11 protein-coding genes are annotated in these 17,513 nt (G+C 63.6%); 7 read left to right on the forward strand and 4 right to left on the reverse strand.

All coding sequences use genetic code 11. The features are described from left to right. Positions 1-123 precede the first annotated feature (123 nt). From BCY88_RS19655 to BCY88_RS19675, 5 genes are all read left to right on the forward strand, one after another. A complete protein-coding gene (locus BCY88_RS19655) occupies positions 124-3,348 on the forward strand; it encodes an efflux RND transporter permease subunit (protein ID WP_120345869.1) in 3,225 nt (1,074 codons plus the stop codon). Positions 3,349-3,400: 52 nt separating this feature from the next. Next, positions 3,401-4,624 carry an efflux RND transporter periplasmic adaptor subunit gene (locus tag BCY88_RS19660; RefSeq protein ID WP_120345870.1) on the forward strand — a complete coding sequence of 408 codons (1,224 nt, stop codon included), beginning with the start codon at positions 3,401-3,403 and terminating at the stop codon, positions 4,622-4,624. 62 nt (positions 4,625-4,686) lie between these two features. Then, complete coding sequence (locus tag BCY88_RS19665; protein ID WP_120345922.1) at positions 4,687-6,222, forward strand: efflux transporter outer membrane subunit; 1,536 nt, start codon at positions 4,687-4,689, stop codon at positions 6,220-6,222. A 79-nt stretch (positions 6,223-6,301) separates the two neighbouring features. Then, complete coding sequence (locus BCY88_RS19670; protein WP_091802526.1) at positions 6,302-6,988, forward strand: heavy metal response regulator transcription factor; 687 nt, start codon at positions 6,302-6,304, stop codon at positions 6,986-6,988. Further along, positions 6,985-8,409, forward strand: coding sequence for a heavy metal sensor histidine kinase (locus BCY88_RS19675; protein WP_120345871.1), 1,425 nt, complete (start codon positions 6,985-6,987; stop codon positions 8,407-8,409). The genes BCY88_RS19670 and BCY88_RS19675 overlap by 4 nt, the downstream gene beginning before the upstream one ends. 10 nt (positions 8,410-8,419) lie before the next feature. Here the strand turns inward: BCY88_RS19675 and dinB are convergent, their stop codons facing one another. The 4 genes from dinB to BCY88_RS19695 all read right to left on the reverse strand — a co-directional run bounded on the left by dinB (position 8,420) and on the right by BCY88_RS19695 (position 13,679). After that, complete coding sequence (dinB, locus tag BCY88_RS19680; RefSeq protein ID WP_120345872.1) at positions 8,420-9,586, reverse strand: DNA polymerase IV; 1,167 nt, start codon at positions 9,584-9,586, stop codon at positions 8,420-8,422. A gap of 181 nt (positions 9,587-9,767) precedes the next feature. Next, complete coding sequence (locus tag BCY88_RS19685; RefSeq protein ID WP_120345873.1) at positions 9,768-10,919, reverse strand: substrate-binding domain-containing protein; 1,152 nt, start codon at positions 10,917-10,919, stop codon at positions 9,768-9,770. A gap of 127 nt (positions 10,920-11,046) precedes the next feature. Next, on the reverse strand, positions 11,047-12,048 hold the full coding sequence (locus tag BCY88_RS19690; protein WP_120345874.1) for an ABC transporter permease: 1,002 nt from the start codon (positions 12,046-12,048) through the stop codon (positions 11,047-11,049). Beyond that, complete coding sequence (locus tag BCY88_RS19695) at positions 12,045-13,679, reverse strand: sugar ABC transporter ATP-binding protein (RefSeq protein WP_120345875.1); 1,635 nt, start codon at positions 13,677-13,679, stop codon at positions 12,045-12,047. The genes BCY88_RS19690 and BCY88_RS19695 overlap by 4 nt, the downstream gene beginning before the upstream one ends. A gap of 261 nt (positions 13,680-13,940) precedes the next feature. Here BCY88_RS19695 and deoC point away from each other — a divergent pair, with 261 nt between their 5' ends. Then, positions 13,941-14,951, forward strand: coding sequence for a deoxyribose-phosphate aldolase (gene deoC, locus BCY88_RS19700; protein ID WP_120345876.1), 1,011 nt, complete (start codon positions 13,941-13,943; stop codon positions 14,949-14,951). A 16-nt stretch (positions 14,952-14,967) separates the two neighbouring features. Beyond that, the gene (locus tag BCY88_RS19705; RefSeq protein WP_120345877.1) at positions 14,968-17,370 is read left to right on the forward strand and encodes an aldehyde dehydrogenase family protein; all 2,403 of its coding nucleotides are present in this window, start codon (positions 14,968-14,970) and stop codon (positions 17,368-17,370) included. Positions 17,371-17,513: the final 143 nt, after the last annotated feature.

Raw genomic sequence — 17,513 nt, forward strand, 5'->3', positions numbered from 1 at the left:
CTATCCTTACATTAGCCTTCCTGACAATTTCGCCATTTTGGTGCCATGCAGGCGTTGGTGCTATCGATCTAGCATAGCTGCTGATTCACCCATCCCTTATCGGCATTCTCTCAGGCGCGTTTCATGTGGATCGTCAACGTTGCGCTTAAGCGGCCATACACGTTCATCGTGATGGCCATTCTGATCTTGCTGGCGACGCCGTTCGTGCTGTTGACCACGCCGGTCGACGTGCTGCCGGAGATCAATATTCCGGTGGTCAGCATCATCTGGACTTACACGGGCTTGTCGGCCGAAGACATGGCCAACCGTATTACGTCCGTCAACGAGCGCAGTTTGACCACCACGGTCAACGACATCGAGCACATTGAATCGCAGTCGCTCGCGGGCATCACGATTCTCAAGGTGTTCCTGCAGCCGACCGCGAATATCCAGACCGCGATCGCGCAGACGGTGGCTGTCGAGCAGGCGCAGCTCAAGCAAATGCCGCCGGGCGCGACGCCGCCTCTGGTGATCAGTTATTCGGCCTCCAGTATTCCGGTGATCCAGCTTGGTTTGTCGAGCCCGAAGCTCTCCGAGCAGGCGCTCAACGATACCGCGCTGAACTTCCTGCGCCCGCAGCTGGTAACGATTCCGGGCGCGGCCGTGCCCTATCCGTACGGCGGCAAATCGCGTCTGATCTCGGTCGACCTCGACACGCGCGCCTTGCTTGCGAAAGGCTTGACACCGTCGGACGTGGTCAGCGCGTTCAACGCGCAAAACCTGATTTTGCCGACCGGCACGGCCAAGATCGGGCCGAAGGAATACACGATCAATATGAACGGCTCACCGCCTACGGTGGAAGGGCTCAACGATATTCCGGTGCGCACGCTCAATGGCGCGACAACCTATCTGCGTGAAGTGGCGCATGTGCGCGATGGTTTCTCGCCGCAGACCAATATCGTGCGGCAGGACGGACACCGTGGCGTGCTGATGTCGGTGCTGAAGAACGGCAGCGCGTCGACTCTGTCGATCGTCAATACGTTGCAAGGCCTGCTGCCGACCGCGCGCGCCGCCTTGCCGCCCGACCTGCACATCACCGCCTTGTTCGACCAGTCCGTATTCGTGAAGGCAGCGGTGCAGGGCGTGGTGCGCGAGGCGCTGGTCGCGGCCGCCCTCACTGCCGCGATGATTCTGCTGTTTCTCGGCAACTGGCGCAGTACCTGCATCATCGCGATCTCGATTCCGCTGTCGATTCTGTCCTCGTTGATCGCACTGCATGCACTCGGGCAAACCATCAACATCATGACGCTGGGCGGCCTCGCGCTGGCGGTCGGGATTCTGGTCGACGATGCGACGGTGACGATCGAGAACATCGAACGGCATCTGCATATGGGCACGAATCTGCACGATGCAATTCTCGACGGCGCCGGCGAAATCGCGATTCCGGCGCTCGTCTCGACGCTCTGTATCTGTATCGTGTTCGTGCCGATGTTCTTCCTGACCGGCGTGGCGCGTTATCTGTTCGTGCCGCTTGCCGAAGCGGTGGTGTTCGCCATGCTCGCCTCGTACATTCTGTCGCGTACGCTGGTGCCGACGCTGGCGATGCTGCTGATGGGACACGCGCACAAGCCCAAAGCCAACGCCAGGCCGAATCTGTTCCGGCGCCTCTATCTGCGTTTCGATCGCGGCTTCGAGCGCATGCGCTCCGCCTACATCATGATTCTGAGCAGCGTGCTGGTGCGCCGCGCGACGTTCGGCAGCGTGTTTCTGGGTTTCTGCGTGCTGTCGATGAGTCTTGTGTTCGTGCTCGGCGAGGACTTTTTTCCGACCGTCGACGCCGGCGACATTCGTCTGCACATGCGTGCGCCGACCGGCACGCGCATCGAGGAAACCGCGCGCCTTGCCGATCAGGTCGAGAATGTGATCCGCGAAGTCGTGCCGGCCAATGAGCTCGTCACGATTCTCGATAACCTCGGCTTGCCGTATAGCGGTATCAATCTTTCGTATAGCAATGCGGGCACGATCGGCACGCTCGATGGCGAAATTCAGGTGGCCCTGAGCGAGGATCACAAACCGACGCAGACCTATATGGACAAACTGCGGGCAATCTTGCCGCAGCGCTTTCCGGGCGTCGAATTCTTCTTTCAACCCGCCGACATCGTCACGCAGATTCTCAACTTCGGCCTGCCCGCCGCAGTGGACGTGCAGATTTCCGGCACGGATCAGCAGGGCAACTTCGACATTGCACGCAAGCTGCTGAAACAGGTGCGGATGATTCCCGGCACCGTCGACACCCACATCCAGCAGAAACTGGACGAACCGGCGATCAATCTTCAGATGGATCGCACCCGGCTGCAACAACTCAATCTGAGTGCGAGCAATGTGGCGCAAAATGTGCTCATTTCGCTGTCGGGCAGTTCGCAGACTTCGCCGGGTTTCTGGTTCAACAACAGGAACGGCGTCGAATACAGTGTTGCAGTACAAACGCCGCAGTATCAGGTGTCGTCGATCGATGAGTTGTTGCGCACGCCGGTGTCGGGTTCCGCCAACGGACCGACGCAGTTGCTCGGCAACCTCGTGCGGGTCTCGCCGCAGACGCAGTTCGCGGAAGTCACGCACTACAACATCCGGCCGGTGATCGACCTGTACGTGAGTGTGGAAGGGCGCGACCTGGGCAGCGTGGCCCGTCAGGTCGACAAGCTGGTGAACGACGCGCGAGCGACGTTACCGCGCGGCAGTCAGATTACCTTGCGCGGGCAGGTGCAGACCATGCGCAGTTCGTTCTTCGGTCTCGGGATCGGCGTGGCCATGGCGATCGTGCTGGTGTACCTGCTGATCGTGGTGAATTTCCAGTCGTGGGTCGATCCGCTGATCATTATCAGCGCCTTGCCCGCGGCATTGGCGGGCATCGTATGGATGCTGTTCCTGACCGGCACGCATTTGAGCGTGCCCGCCTTGACCGGCGCGATCATGACGATGGGCGTGGCCACGGCCAACAGTATTCTGATGGTGGCGTTCGCGCGCCAGCGGCTCTCCGCCGGCGCACCGCCGCTGACCGCCGCGCTCGAAGCCGGGGCAAGCCGGATCAGGCCGGTGCTGATGACCGCGTTCGCGATGATCATCGGCATGATTCCGATGGCGCTCGGTCTTGGCGAGGGCGCTGAGCAGAACGCGCCGCTGGGTCGCGCGGTGATTGGCGGATTGCTGTTCGCCACCGTGTCCACGCTGTTTTTCGTACCGCTAGTGTTCGCGAGCATTCATAGCCGCCTTGCGCGGCGTCACCGCGACGATGACGATACAGACACGACGGGCGGCCATGGCAACGACGGTCCCGCACCGGACCATGGCGGTGAAGGCAAACCCGCGTAACGTTAATTGATTGATGGCCGGCATGTACGGCTGACTGGAATGGCTGACTGAGATGACCGAAAAAACTCATGCATCGCTGGCGATTCCCGCGCGGGAGACCGAGGGTGGACATGCCTTGCCGCCCCGTGGCCGCGAATGGAAGCGCGCCAAGATCGCGATCTGGATCGTACTGGCGCTCCTCGCCGTGGGCGCGTTGCGCACGGTGATCGCGAATGTTCTGCAAAGCCGTTCGGTCGCCGAAACGACCAGGCAGAACGCGGTGCAATATGTGAACGTGGTGAGTCCGACGCAAACGGAAGGCGGTGGCGACACCCTGTTGCCGGGTACCTTGCGCGGCAATGTCGAATCGCCGATTTACGCGCGCTCCACGGGTTATCTGCTGCACTGGTATGTCGATATCGGCACGCGTGTGAAGCAGGGGCAACTGCTCGCCGATCTGGATACGCCGGAAATCGATCAGGAACTCGCGCAGGCGCTCGCGCAACGTCAGCAAACCAGTTCGAGTCTCGGTCTTGCGAAAAGCTCGCTGGATCGCTGGCAACAACTGCGTCAACGCGATGCGGTTTCGCAGCAGGAACTCGACGAACGGCAAAGCACCTATACGCAGGGCGTCGCCAACCTCGCCGCTGCGGATGCCAACGTGAAACGCCTGCAGCAACTCGAATCGTTCAAGCGCATCGTCGCGCCGTTTGCGGGCGTGGTCACGCAGCGCAATGTCGACGTCGGCGACCTGATCGACGCGGGCAGCGGCACGAGCCGCGCGCTGTTCGCGCTCGCGCAGTCGGATCCGCTGCGGGTCTACGTGCAGTTGCCGCAGGCGTATGCGCAAAACGTGTCGGTCGGGCAAAAGGTCGTGGTCACTCAGGCTGAATTGCCGGGTCAGCAGTTCCACGGCACGATCACGCACATGTCGGGCGCGATCGACGTGCCGACCCGCTCGCTGCAAATCGAAGTGACGTTGCCGAATCCCGACGACAAGCTGCGGCCCGGCGCCTATGTGCAGGTGGCCGTTCCGGCGGTGGCCCATGCGAAATGGCTGGTGCCGGGCAATGCCCTGCTGTTTCGCGCCGAGGGTCCGCGGGTCGCGGTGGTCGACGACAAGGGCAATGTGGCGTTACGCAAGATCGTGATCGCGCAGGACCTGGGGCAGTCGCTCGAAATCGAAAGCGGCATCGAGGCGAACGACAGGATCATCATCAACCCGAGCGATTCGATCGCGGACGGCGATCACGTGCAGGTCTCGCAGCCGCAGAAAAACGGCAAGGGGGCGTCGTGATCGCGAAGCAGGCGGGCGCTGGCGAGGCACGCCCATCACGAACCACACGCACGACGTTTGCCATCGCCGCGAGCGCGGCCTTGCTGGCTGCGTGCACGGTGGGCCCGGATTATCAGCGGCCGCAAGCCGAGGTGCCGCCGGGCTGGCAAACCGATTCGTACTGGCGTGTCGCGGCGCCTTCGCATGCACCGATCACGCCTGACTGGTGGAGCGCGTTTGGCGATCCGACGCTCACCACGCTGGAAACGCAGGCGCTCGCGCAGAATCAGACTCTGGCCGCGGCAAGCGCCCACTATGAGCAGGCCAAAGCGACGCTCGCCAACACCCGCGCGCAGCAGATTCCCGAGGTCGATCTGAACGCGACCGGCTCGCGCTTCCGGATTTCGAAGGACCGGCCGCTCACCAATTACAACACGCCGACCACGTCGACGGTGCAGAACAATCTGCAACTCGGCCCGACCATCAACTACGACACCGATCTATTTGGCCGGATACGTCGTGAGGTGGAAGGCGCCACGGCCTCCGCGCAGCAATCGGCCGACGACCTCGCCAACGCGCGGCTCGTGCTCACCACCGATCTCGCCACCGACTATTTCTCGCTGCGTGAACTCGACGCCGAGATCGACGTGCTGAATCAATCGGTGAAACTGCAGCAGAAGGCGCTCGATTACGTTTCGGCCGAGCACGATCTCGGCTCGGTGTCCGGGCTCGACGTGCTGCAGCAGAAGTCACTGCTCGACTCGACGCGTGTGCAGGCGCAATTGCTGCTAAATCAGCGTGCGCAGCAAGAACATGCAATTGCCGCGCTGGTCGGCGTGCCCGCGCCGCAGTTCGCCATCGAGTCCCGCGTGCTCGACACGCAGGTGCCGCCGATTCCGCTCGGTCTTCCTAGCGACGTATTGCAGCGCCGCCCGGATATCGCCTCGGCGGAACGCGCAATGGCGGCGGCGAACGCGCAGATCGGCGTCGCCAAGGCGGCGTTTTTCCCGAGCCTGACGCTGATGCCGGGCATCGGCTGGGAAAGCACGCAGTTCGCCAGCCTGCTGAGCGCGCCCACACTGATGTGGACGCTCGGCGCGACGGTCGGCCAGGTGCTGTTCGACGGCGGCCGCCGCGCGGCCAACGTGAAGTATGCGAGCGCGGGCTACCAGGCCAGCGAGGCGAACTACCGGCAAACCGTGCTGACCGCATTCCAGCAGGTGCAGGACGGCATCACCGGCCTCTCGGTGCTGGACGGCGCGGCGAAGCAGTCGCACGAGGCGGTGACCGATGCGCAGCATCTGCTGGCGCTCGCCAACGACCGCTACTCGGGCGGCCTCGTGGCGTATCTCGACGTGATCACCGCGCAGCAGTCGCTGCTTACCAGCGAGCGTCAGGACGTGCAGATTCACGGCCAGCAGATGAGCCTCTCGGTTTCACTGGTGAAGGCGCTCGGCGGCGGCTGGGACGCGAGCACGGACCTGGCGGGCACGCAGCAGCCTCGCGACACGGCCAACGCAACGAACGTAGCGAACGTAGCAAACGCAACGAACGTAGCAAACGCAACGAACGTAGCGAACGCGGCGAACACGAAGGAGGCGATGGCTCCCGCGAAGTGAGCCGCCTGACAATGACACGGCCAGACAGGAAAAGCGTAAAACGAGGCGTTTCGTATAATGCAGAGACAAGGGGACGCGCATGAAATTGCTGATCGTTGAAGACGAGCATAAGGTGGTGGACTACCTGCGCTCCGGTTTGACAGAGCAGGGCTGGGTCGTCGATGTCGCGCTGGACGGCGAGGAAGGCATGCATCTGGCAACCGAATTCGACTACGACGTGATCGTCCTCGACGTGATGCTGCCCAAGCGCGACGGTTTCAGCGTGCTCAAGGCGCTGCGCATGCGCAAGTCGACCCCGGTCATCATGCTGACTGCCCGCGATCATGTGAACGACCGCGTACGGGGCCTGCGTGAAGGCGCTGACGACTACCTCACCAAACCCTTTTCCTTTCTCGAACTGGTCGAGCGGCTCCATGCCCTGGCACGCCGCACGCGCTCGCAGGAATCCACGCTGATTTCCGTGGGCGATCTGTTCGTCGATCTGATCGGCCGGCGCGCCACCCGTGACGGCGTGCGGCTCGATCTGACCGCCAAGGAATTCCAGTTGCTCAGCGTGCTGGCGCGCCGCCAGGGCGACATTCTCTCGAAGACCGCGATCACCGAACTCGTGTGGGACGTCAATTTCGACAGCCATACGAACGTGGTCGAAACCGCGATCAAGCGGCTGCGCGCCAAACTCGACGGCCCGTTTTCCTCGAAGCTGCTGCACACCGTGCGCGGCATGGGCTACGTGCTCGAAGTACGTGAAGAGGCAGAACAATCATGAACCGTTCTATCGCACGCCGCCTTGCGCTGATGTTCGCGCTGGTGGCGCTGCTCGTGTTCACGCTGGTGGGCACGTGTCTGTTTCTGGTGTTGCGCACGCAACTCGAACACCATCTGCGCGAATCGCTCGACGCTCGCGCCGAGATCGCGCGCATTATCGTCTACCACGCGGTGACGCCCGAAAAATGGCGTATGGCCCGCGAAAAGCTCACCGACATGACGCCGCACGACGGCAGCACTGTCTATGCCGTGTCGAGCACCGATCCGTATTTCCACTATGGCAAGCCTGTCGAGGGGCCGGTCGTATCGAACTGGCAGGGCGGCTACGCGAAGATTTCGCCGGTCGGCGGCGGCGCGGATATGCTCACCATCAACGTGACGATACCGGCTTACGGCGCCCGCCCGCCCGTGCAATTGCAGGCCGCCGCCAGTTGTTCGCCGAACGCCCGCACGATGCGCGTGTTCGGCTCGACCCTCGCCGCGCTGTCCGCGTTGGGGAGTCTCGCCGTGCTGCTGCTGAGTTACTCGGTCACGCGTCTCGGCCTTGCACCGTTGACGCGCTTGACGAGAGACGCGTCCGCGGTGAGCCCGAATAATCGCTCGCAACGTCTGAATACGGCCTCGCTGCCGCTTGAACTGAGCGATCTGGCCAACTCGTTCAACGGTGCGCTCGAACGTCTGGACGGCGCCTATGGGCGCCTCGAATCGTTCAACGCGGATGTCGCTCACGAACTGCGCACGCCGGTGACGATTCTGATCGGTCAGACCGAAGTGGCGTTGACACGCAACCGCTCGGTCGACGATTTGCGCCATACGCTGCAATCGAATCTCGAAGAGTTCGAGCGCATGCGCGCGATCATCAACGACATGCTGTTCCTTGCTCGCGCCGACCAGGGCGAACGCGCGACTGGCCTCGTCGAGGTGTCGCTGGCCGCCGAGGTTGCGCACACACTGGAGTTTCTGGAGATACCGTTCGAAGAAGCGCAGGTGCAAGCGCAGTTGCGCGGCGATGCGGTGGCGCGTGTGAACCGCTCGCTGTTCGGCCGCGCCTGCACGAATCTGCTGATGAACGCGATCCAGCACTGTGCGCCCGGCGCGGCGATTACGGTGACGATCTCGAATGCCGCGGATCAACTGCACGTGGCGGTGGCCAACCCGGGCGAGCCGATCGAACCGGCCGTGCTCGAGCACCTGTTCGACCGCTTCTATCGCGCGGAAGTATCACGCACCAATAGCCGCGAAAACCATGGGCTGGGTCTCGCGATCGTGAAGGCGATTGCCGAGATGCATCGCGGCACGGTGTCGGTGGAAAGCGCGAACGGGATCAACACGTTTGCATTTTCGATCGCGTCGTCGGGCCTGGAGAGCAGCGTGCCGGCGGCGCGCACGAATGCCGGTGTTCCCGCGGTGGCCGTGGGGTAGTCGTCGCCGCTTAATCGTCGCTGAAAAAAGGCAAGTCGGCCTGAACCGGTACGCGCGGCTTCGCCGCTTGCGCGTTGGCCGGCGTCAACGCGCTGACGCGCACGCCCAGCAGCCGCAGCTTGCGGTTCAGTTCCACCCGCCGCAGACACTCGGTTGCCGCGCGCCGGATCTCGGCGGCGTCGGCCGTCGGTTCGTCGAGCGTCAGGTCGCGCGTGACCGTGCGGAAATCGTCGTAGCGCAGCTTGATGCCGACGGTGCGGCCCACATAGCCCTTGCGCACCAGATCTTCCGCCACCCGCACGCATAAGCCGGTAAACGAACTGGACAGGGCCGGGCGATCGTGACGTGGATGCAGATCGCGCTCGAAGGTCGTCTCGCGGCTCATCGACTTGGGCTCCGATTCGACCACGATCGGCCGCTCGTCGTAGCCTTGCGCGACTTGCATGAGCCACGCCGAATAGCTGCGCCCGAAATGGTCCTGCAACAGGCCCGCGTCCGCCGCCGCGAGATCGCCGACCGTGACGAGACCGAGCGCGGTGAGTTTTTCCGCGGCCTTCGGTCCGATTCCGTTGACCTTGCGCACCGGCAGCGGCCACACACGCAACGGCACGTCCGCGGGCGTCAGAATCGTGAGACCGTTGGGTTTGTCGAGTTCGGAACCGATTTTCGCCAGCAGCTTGTTCGGCGCGACGCAAATGGAGCAGGTGAGGCCGGTTGCCTGATTGACGGCCTGCTTGATGCGCCCGGCAATCTCGCGCGGCTCGCCCGGCAACTCGGTGAGGTCGATGTAGATTTCGTCGATGCCGCGATCTTCGATCCGGTCCGTGAAGGTTGCGACCGCCGCCTTGAACAGGCGTGAGTAGTAGCGATACGACTCGAAATCGGTGGGTAGCAGAACCGCGTCCGGCGCAAGCGCGGCGGCTTTCATCATGCCCATCGCGGAGAACACGCCGAGCGCGCGGGCCTCGTAGGTGGAGGTGGTCACCACGCCGCGGCCCGCGTAATCGCGCAGCTTCGCAAAGCGGCGGCTGCCGTCTTCAAGCGTTTGCGGCGCGCCGTTGCGGCCGCCGCCGATCACCACCGGCTTGCCGCGCAGTTCGGGATAGCGCAGGAGTTCGACGGACGCGTAGAACGCGTCCATGTCCAGATGCGCGATACGGCGGCTTGCAGAACTCATGGATGGCGGATGGAGTGACAGCGCGGGCCGCGAGCATAACAGTCAATGCGCGCGGCCGCGGCGCCTGGGTATGGCTTGCCGCGTTGGGCGCCCGCGCGTGTGAGCCATGATGCGCTCTCCGCCGGACGCCAAACCGTAATAGTACCTTGCTCCGCCCGGGCAAGGTGTCACCGGCGAGGCGTCAACCGCAAGCCGGCTTGGCTTTCTTGCAGGCGTCCGCAAGCTGGGGCGGCGGGTCCTTCTTGAACACGGTCTTATACGACTCGAGCACGTTCGATTGAACCACCGGCAGCGACTGCACGCCGATCCACGCCGGCGGCGTCTGGCCGATCAACGCCTTCATCATCGCCATGGCCTCGGCCACGCCCTGATCGTACGGCCGTTGCGAGCCGGTTGCCTTCAGCGGTCCGCCTTTGGCGATCTCGATCGCGGACTGCAGGCCCAGGTCGACCGTCGTGACGGGGATATTCACCCCTTGTGCCCGCATCGACGTCAGCGTGTCGAGCGCCGGTTGATCCCAGACGGCGAACAGTCCCTTGACGTCCGGATTGCCGGTCAGAAAATCGCCTGCGATCTGTCCCACCTTCGAGGGGTCCGTAAAGGCGACCTGTTTGATCTTGATGTCCGGCCGATTCTTCTTGAACCAGTCGTTGACGGCCTTGGTGCGTTCCGTGGTGCTGAAGTAATCCACGCCGAAATTCACGAGTCCGATGGTGGCGCCTTGCGGCACGCACGAGGCGAGCACTTTCGCCGCGATCTGGCCATTGCCTTCGCTGTCGGCGGAAATCATCGACGCGTATTGCTCCGGATGCTTCAGGCCGGTCGGCACGTTGTCCATGAACACGAGTTTGATGCCGGCTTCGGACACTTTCTTGTAAGTGGCGGCCGTGGCCGTTCCATCGACCGGAATGGAGATGATGCCGTCCGGATGGCGTTGGATGGTGTTCTCGATATCCGCGATCTGCTTGTCGACCTGATATTCCGCCGACGCCGTGCCGATCACTTCCACGCCGTACTTCTTGAGCGTATCCGTGATGCCTTGCACCTGCAGTTGCGACCAGTCGAGATTCATGGTCTGCATCGAAATGCCAACCTTGAATTTGCCGGCCTTGATTTTGGCGATGTCGGCGTCGCTCAGCTTGACGGCATCCACCGAGGCCGCTTTTTCGCCGTTCGGCCCTTGCCCGACAATCGTCTTCGGACCGATCGAACCGGCCGGCAGGCTGGTCACGCATTGCGCGTAGGCGCCCGGCGCTGCCAGCACCATGACGGCGGCTGCGGCGGCTGCCATGAGAGAGGGTAGAACGTATCCTGAGCCACGACGATGTTTCATGATTCTTCTCCGTTGGTCTTCATGTTGGTGTTACGTCTCCTGCCATTCACGAACAGCGTGGGCACACGAGCTCACGCTTGATTGATGCGCCCGCGTCTGCTGCTGGGCCACGGGCTTGCTTGCGGACTCATTTCCGGGTGAAGGCCACCGCCGCGACGATGATGGCGCCCTTGATCACCAGCTGCAGCGATGAGCTGACGCCGAGCAGAACCAGCCCGTTATTGAGCGTGCCGATGATGAGACTGCCGAGCAGCGTGCCGAGTACGAAGCCGCGTCCGCCGAACAGACTGCAGCCGCCGAGCGTCACCGAAGCGATCACGTCGAGCTCCATGCCTTGCACGACGTCGGGCCGTGCCGCATGCGAGCGCGCGGAGAGCACGAGCGCCGCGAGCCCGGCGAGCATGCCGGTGAGCACGAAGGCGATCGTGGTCACGCGTCTCGTGTTGATCCCGGAGTAGAGCGCGGCTGTCGGATTGCCGCCGGCCGCATAGATCTGCCGGCCGAACACGCTGAAATGAAGCAGCAGGATGCCGGCGATCACGGTCAGCCCGGTCCAGATGATCGGCACGGGCACACCCGCAATGTCGCCCTCGCCGAAGATCGCGATGAACGAGTCGTTGGTGATGATCTCGGGTCTTGTTGTCGTCACCATCAGGGCCAGTCCGCGTGCGGCGCTCAAGGTGCCGAGCGTCACGAGGAACGACGGAATGTTCAGCCGCGTGGTCACGACTCCGTTGATCGCGCCGACAATCGCGCCGGTGCCGATGCCGGCAATCGCGCCGATGATCCAGTTGTCGCCCACATATGCCATGGCGAGCGCCGCGGACATGCCGGACAGCGCCAGCGTCGAGCCCACCGAGAGATCGATTTGCCGCGCAATGATCACGAAGGTCATGCCGACAGCAACGATCGACACGAGCGCGGTTTGCCGGCCGATGTTCAGGAAGTTGTCGATGGAGAGAAACCAGGGCGAGGCGAAGCTGAACACCACCAGCAGGATCGCGAATGCGCCGTACAGCGCATAGGGCCGGTCGCCTTGCAGCAGCAGTTGCGCGATGCGCCGCACGCGGCTTTTGCGCGGTGGCGATGCCTGCCGTTCGGCCGGCATCGGCGAGACAGAATCGTTCATGTTGAATGCGCCCTGGAAGACGTCCCAGCGGGGGACTCGATGGAAGAACGGGACAGCTGGATCAGGTGATGGAGCGCCTCGGCGTTGGCGAGGTCGGCACGCTCGACGGTCTTGACGATGGAGCCGTCCACGACGATCGAAATCCGCCCGCACAGGCGCAACAGTTCATCGAGGTCCGAGGACACGACGAGCACGCCGGTGCCCGCATGCGCGGCGTCATTGATCACGCTGTAGATCTCCTCGCGTGCGCCGACGTCGACGCCGACCGTCGGTTCGTCGAGCAGAAGGATCTTGGGACGCGGGTGATTCCACTTCGCAAAGACCACCTTTTGCTGATTGCCGCCGGACAGAAACTTGACCGCGGTCGACGAGCCGGGTGCCTTGACGGTCAGCTCCCGCATCGAGCGCTTTGCCTGATTGACGGCCGCCTGGCTGCGCAGCCAGCCCCACCGGGAGAATTCCGGCAGCCGCGGCAAGGTCAGGTTGCGTTCGATCGAATGATCGAGGACGAGCCCTTCAAGATGGCGATCTTCGGGCACCAGCGCGACGCCGAGCCGGATCGCTTCGGCAGGCGTCATGCGCGCGCGCGATTGACCGTCGATCACGATGGCGCCCGACTCGATCTTTCGAATGCCAAAGATGGTTTGCAGGATTTCCGTGCGTCCGCTGCCGATCAATCCCGCGAGCCCGTGAATCTCGCCGCGGCGAATCAGCAGATCGACGTGGCGAAGCCGGTCATTGCTGAGCTTCGACAACTTGAGCATGGGCGCCGCCGCGGCATGGAAGGTGGCGAGGGTTTGCCGCTCGACACCGGGTTCGTCGCCCGCCATGCCGGCGGCAGTCCTCTCCCGCGCCTGCAAGGCGGCATGATCGGGGCCGACGATCGCCGCGACCAGTTGCTTCATATCGGTGTGCGCGGTCTGGAACACGCCGGCATTGGCGCCGTCGCGAAACACGGTGACGCGCTGCGAAATCCGGAACACCTCGTTCAGACGATGCGTCACATAGATCACGCCGACGCCGCGATCCGTGACCGTGCGAATCGCGTCGAACAGAATCTGCTCTTCGCCGCCCGTCAGCGCCGAGGTGGGTTCATCGAGAATCAGCACGCGCACGTCGCCCATCAGCGCCTTGCAGATTTCCGTCATTTGCCGGTACGCGAACGGCAACGCGCCAACCGGTGTGCGCGGGTCGAGCGGAATGCCGTGCGCGTGGAGGAATTCGCGCACGGTGGCCATGAGTTGGCGGTTTTTCACGAAACCGAGGCGGGTGCGAGGTTCGCGCCCCAGCATCAGATTGGCCCCGACCGAGAGCGACTCGACCAGGCTCAGATCCTGGTAGACCACCGCAACACCGGCTTCACGCGAGCGCGCCGGTGAGTCGAATGCCACTTTCTCGCCGGCAATCTCGATGATGCCGTCGTCATAGGCATGAACGCCGCTAAGGATCTTGATCAGCGTGGATTTGCCCGCGCCGTTTTCGCCGAGCAAGGCGTGGACTTCGCCGGGCAACACGTCGAGGCTGACGCCGCGCAGCGCCTGTACGCCACCGAATCGTTTGGTGACGCCCGCAACACGGATCAATGGAACCTGAGGCGATGACGCGGCCGCGACCGCAACCGGCTCACTCATCTGACACGTCTCCTTCGTCGATACGGCGGAATTTTTCTCTTTGCTTTCTCTTTGTATGGCGCTGATGGCCGAAACCGTTTTGTTATCTTCGCATCATGAATATGGTGCGTCAATAACATTCATGGCCAGAGTCAGGGCAGGACATCTGATTATGTAATGATCGAAGCGGAAAGCTTGTGATAATTCTATCAATCGTTGTAGCATAAGTGCGAACAACTTGTCGGCGGCCGTGGTGCGCCGCGTCAAATTTCCGGATGCCTTATGCCTGAAGCCCCTGTGCTTTCTTCCTCGGTCGTTACGCTGCGCGGCGGCCCGCTCGTTCATCCGGTTCGCAATCCGGGCCTGCCGTTCGATGCCTCCTGGCTCGACGGCCTGCGTGTCAACCAGTCCGCGGTCGAGCGGCGCACGGCCACGCTCGGCACGCGCCGCAGCGTCAAGAAAGATGCGCAGGCGGCCTGGCTGCTCAAGGCCGTCACCTGTATCGACCTCACCACGCTCAACGGCGACGACACCGAGGGGCGCGTGCGCCGCCTCTGCGCGAAGGCGCGCCAACCCGTGCGCGCCGATCTGCTCGAAGCGCTCGGCATCGCGCCGCATGGCATTACGACGGGCGCGGTCTGCGTCTATCACCGTTTCGTTGCGGCGGCGGTGGATGCGCTGCAGGGCAGCGGTATTCCGGTCGCGGCGGTATCCACGGGATTTCCGGCCGGCCTGATTCCGCATCCGCTGAAGCTGAAGGAAATCGAGGCCTCGGTTGCGGACGGTGCGCGGGAAATCGACATCGTCGTCACGCGTGAATACGTGCTGACCGGCAACTGGCAGGCGCTTTACGACGAAGTGCGCGAGTTCCGCGCGGCCTGCGGCCCGGCGCATCTGAAGGCGATTCTCGCAACCGGCGACATCCGTACGCTTTCCAATGTGGCGCGCGCCTCGATGGTCTGCATGATGGCCGGCGCCGACTTCATCAAGACTTCGACCGGCAAGGAAGGCGTCAACGCCACGCTGGATGTCTCGCTGGTGATGGTGCGCATGATTCGCGAGTACCAGGAGCGCACCGGCGTGCCGATCGGCTTCAAGCCGGCGGGCGGCGTGTCGAGCGCGAAGTCCGTGCTGTCCTATCAGATTCTCATGAAGGAGGAGCTCGGCCGGCCATGGCTCGAACCGGAGCTGTTCCGTATCGGCGCATCGAGCCTGCTGGCCGATATCGAACGCCAGCTCGAACATCACGTGAGCGGCCGTTACTCCGCTTTCAACCGTCACCCTGTAGCCTGAACTGAAGACCGATCCCATGAGCGTAGCCGAGTATTTTTCATCGATGGAGTACGGTCCCGCACCCGAGGACGATCAACCCGCGCGCGCCTGGCTCGCGCAACATGAGGCCGGCTTCGGGCATTTCATCGGCGGAGCGTGGCATGCGCCGGCCGCCGGCGAGCGCTTCGTCTCGCACGCGCCCGCCACCGGCGAGCGGCTCGCGGCCATCGCCCAGGGCGACGCGGCCGATGTCGACGCAGCAGTGGCCGCCGCGCGTGCCGCGCAGCCGGGCTGGCTCGCGTTGGGCGGTGCCGGGCGGGCCCGGCACCTGTATGCGCTCGCGCGCATGGTGCAGCGCCATAGCCGCCTTTTTGCCGTGCTCGAAGCGCTCGACAACGGCAAGCCGATCCGCGAAACGCGCGATATCGACGTGCCGCTGGTCGCGCGGCACTTCCTGCATCACGCGGGGTGGGCGCAGTTGCAGGAGAGCGAATTCGCCGATTACGCGCCACTCGGCGTGGTCGGCCAGATCGTGCCGTGGAATTTTCCGCTGCTGATGCTCGCGTGGAAGATCGCACCGGCGATCGCAATGGGCAATTGCGTCGTGTTGAAGCCGGCCGAATACACGCCGCTCACGGCGTTGCTGTTTGCCGAACTTGCGCATCGGGCCGGTTTGCCGTCAGGCGTGCTGAACGTCGTGACAGGCGATGGCCGTACCGGCGCCGCGCTCGTCGAGCATCCGCGGGTGGACAAGATTGCCTTCACGGGTTCGACGGAAGTGGGGCGTCTGATTCGCGCGGCCACGGCGGGTACGGGGAAATCGCTGACGCTCGAACTTGGCGGCAAGTCGCCCTTCATCGTGTTCGACGACGCGGATCTCGACGGCGCTGTCGAGGGCGTCGTCGACGCGATCTGGTTCAATCAGGGGCAGGTTTGCTGCGCGGGTTCGCGCCTGCTCGTGCAGGAAGGCATCGAAGCGCGCTTTATTGCGAAGCTGAAGCGCCGCATGGAAACGCTGCGGGTCGGCACGTCGCTCGACAAGAGTATCGATATCGGCGCGATCGTCGACCCGGTGCAACTCGAACGCATCCAGTCGCTGGTGGAAACCGGCCGTCGCGAAGGCTGTGCGGTGTGGCAGTCGCCTGATACGGCGATGCCCGCCGGCGGCTGTTTTTATCCGCCCACGCTCGTTACCGGCGTGGCGCCGGCTTCCATTCTGGCGCAGGAAGAAATCTTCGGGCCGGTGCTGGTCACCATGAGTTTTCGCACGCCGGATGAAGCGATTGCGCTCGCCAATAACTCGCGCTATGGGCTCGCCGCGAGCGTATGGAGCGAAACCATCGGCCGTGCGCTCGACGTCGCGCCGCGCCTTGCCTGCGGCGTCGTGTGGATCAATGCGACCAATCTGTTCGATGCGGCGGTCGGCTTCGGCGGTTACCGCGAGTCGGGCTATGGTCGCGAAGGCGGCCGCGAGGGCATCTACGAATATCTGAAACCGCTCGCCTGGCTCAAGCTTGCCGTCCGTCAGCCCGCGCACGCTGAACGGCCTGAACCGACAGCAGGCTCCGGCGAGCGCGAGCCGTTGTCGAATGTCACGTTGATCGACCGTACTGCGAAGCTTTTCATCGGCGGCAAGCAGGTGCGTCCGGACAGCGGCTATTCGTTGCCGGTTCACGCGCCGGATGGCACCCTGGTCGGTGAGGTGGGCGAGGGTAACCGCAAAGACATTCGCAACGCGGTCGAAGCGGCGCGCGCGGCGCAGAAATGGTCGCAGGCGAGTACGCATAACCGCGCCCAGGTGCTGTTCTATCTCGCGGAGAACCTGGCTGTTCGCGCGGACGAGTTCGCGCGGCAACTGGTGATCAGAAACGGGGCGACGGAAGCGGCGGCACATGTGGAAGTCGAGGCCGCCGTCGCGCGTCTCTTTACTTACGCGGCATGGGCCGACAAGTTCGACGGCGCCGTGCATACGCCGCCGTTGCGCGGCGTCGCGCTGGCGATGCACGAGCCGCTCGGCGTGATCGGCATCGCCTGTCCGGACGAAGCGCCCTTGCTCGGCTTTGTCTCGCTGGTGGCGCCCGCGCTGGCCATGGGCAATCGGGTGGTGGTGGTGCCGGGCGCGGCGTGCCCGCTCACCGTGACCGATTTCTATCAGGTGGCCGAAACCTCGGACGTGCCGGCCGGCGTGCTGAATATCGTCACAGGTGAGCGTAAGGCCTTGTTGCCCGCGCTTGCGAAACACGACGACGTCGATGCGCTCTGGTGCTTCGGCCATGCGGCGGATTCGACGCTGGTCGAGCGCGAATCGGCCGGCAATCTGAAGCGGACGTTCGTCGATTACGGCCGTCAGTTCGACTGGTTCGACCGTTCGAGCGAAGGCCGTGCGTTTCTGCGCCAGGCCGTGCAGGTGAAGAACATCTGGATACCGTACGGAGACTGACCGGGAGTCGGCGCTCGCGCCTGAACACTATGCACGCCAACCAGAACATGGAGGAGACAACGTGCTGAAGCATCTGAATCTGCATCTGAACACCGTGGTGCTGCGCTCGGCGCATGCCCCGCACGCATGCTTCACGATGAACG

It is taken from the genome of Paraburkholderia fungorum (genome assembly GCF_003610895.1).
Lineage (GTDB): Bacteria > Pseudomonadota > Gammaproteobacteria > Burkholderiales > Burkholderiaceae > Paraburkholderia > Paraburkholderia fungorum_B.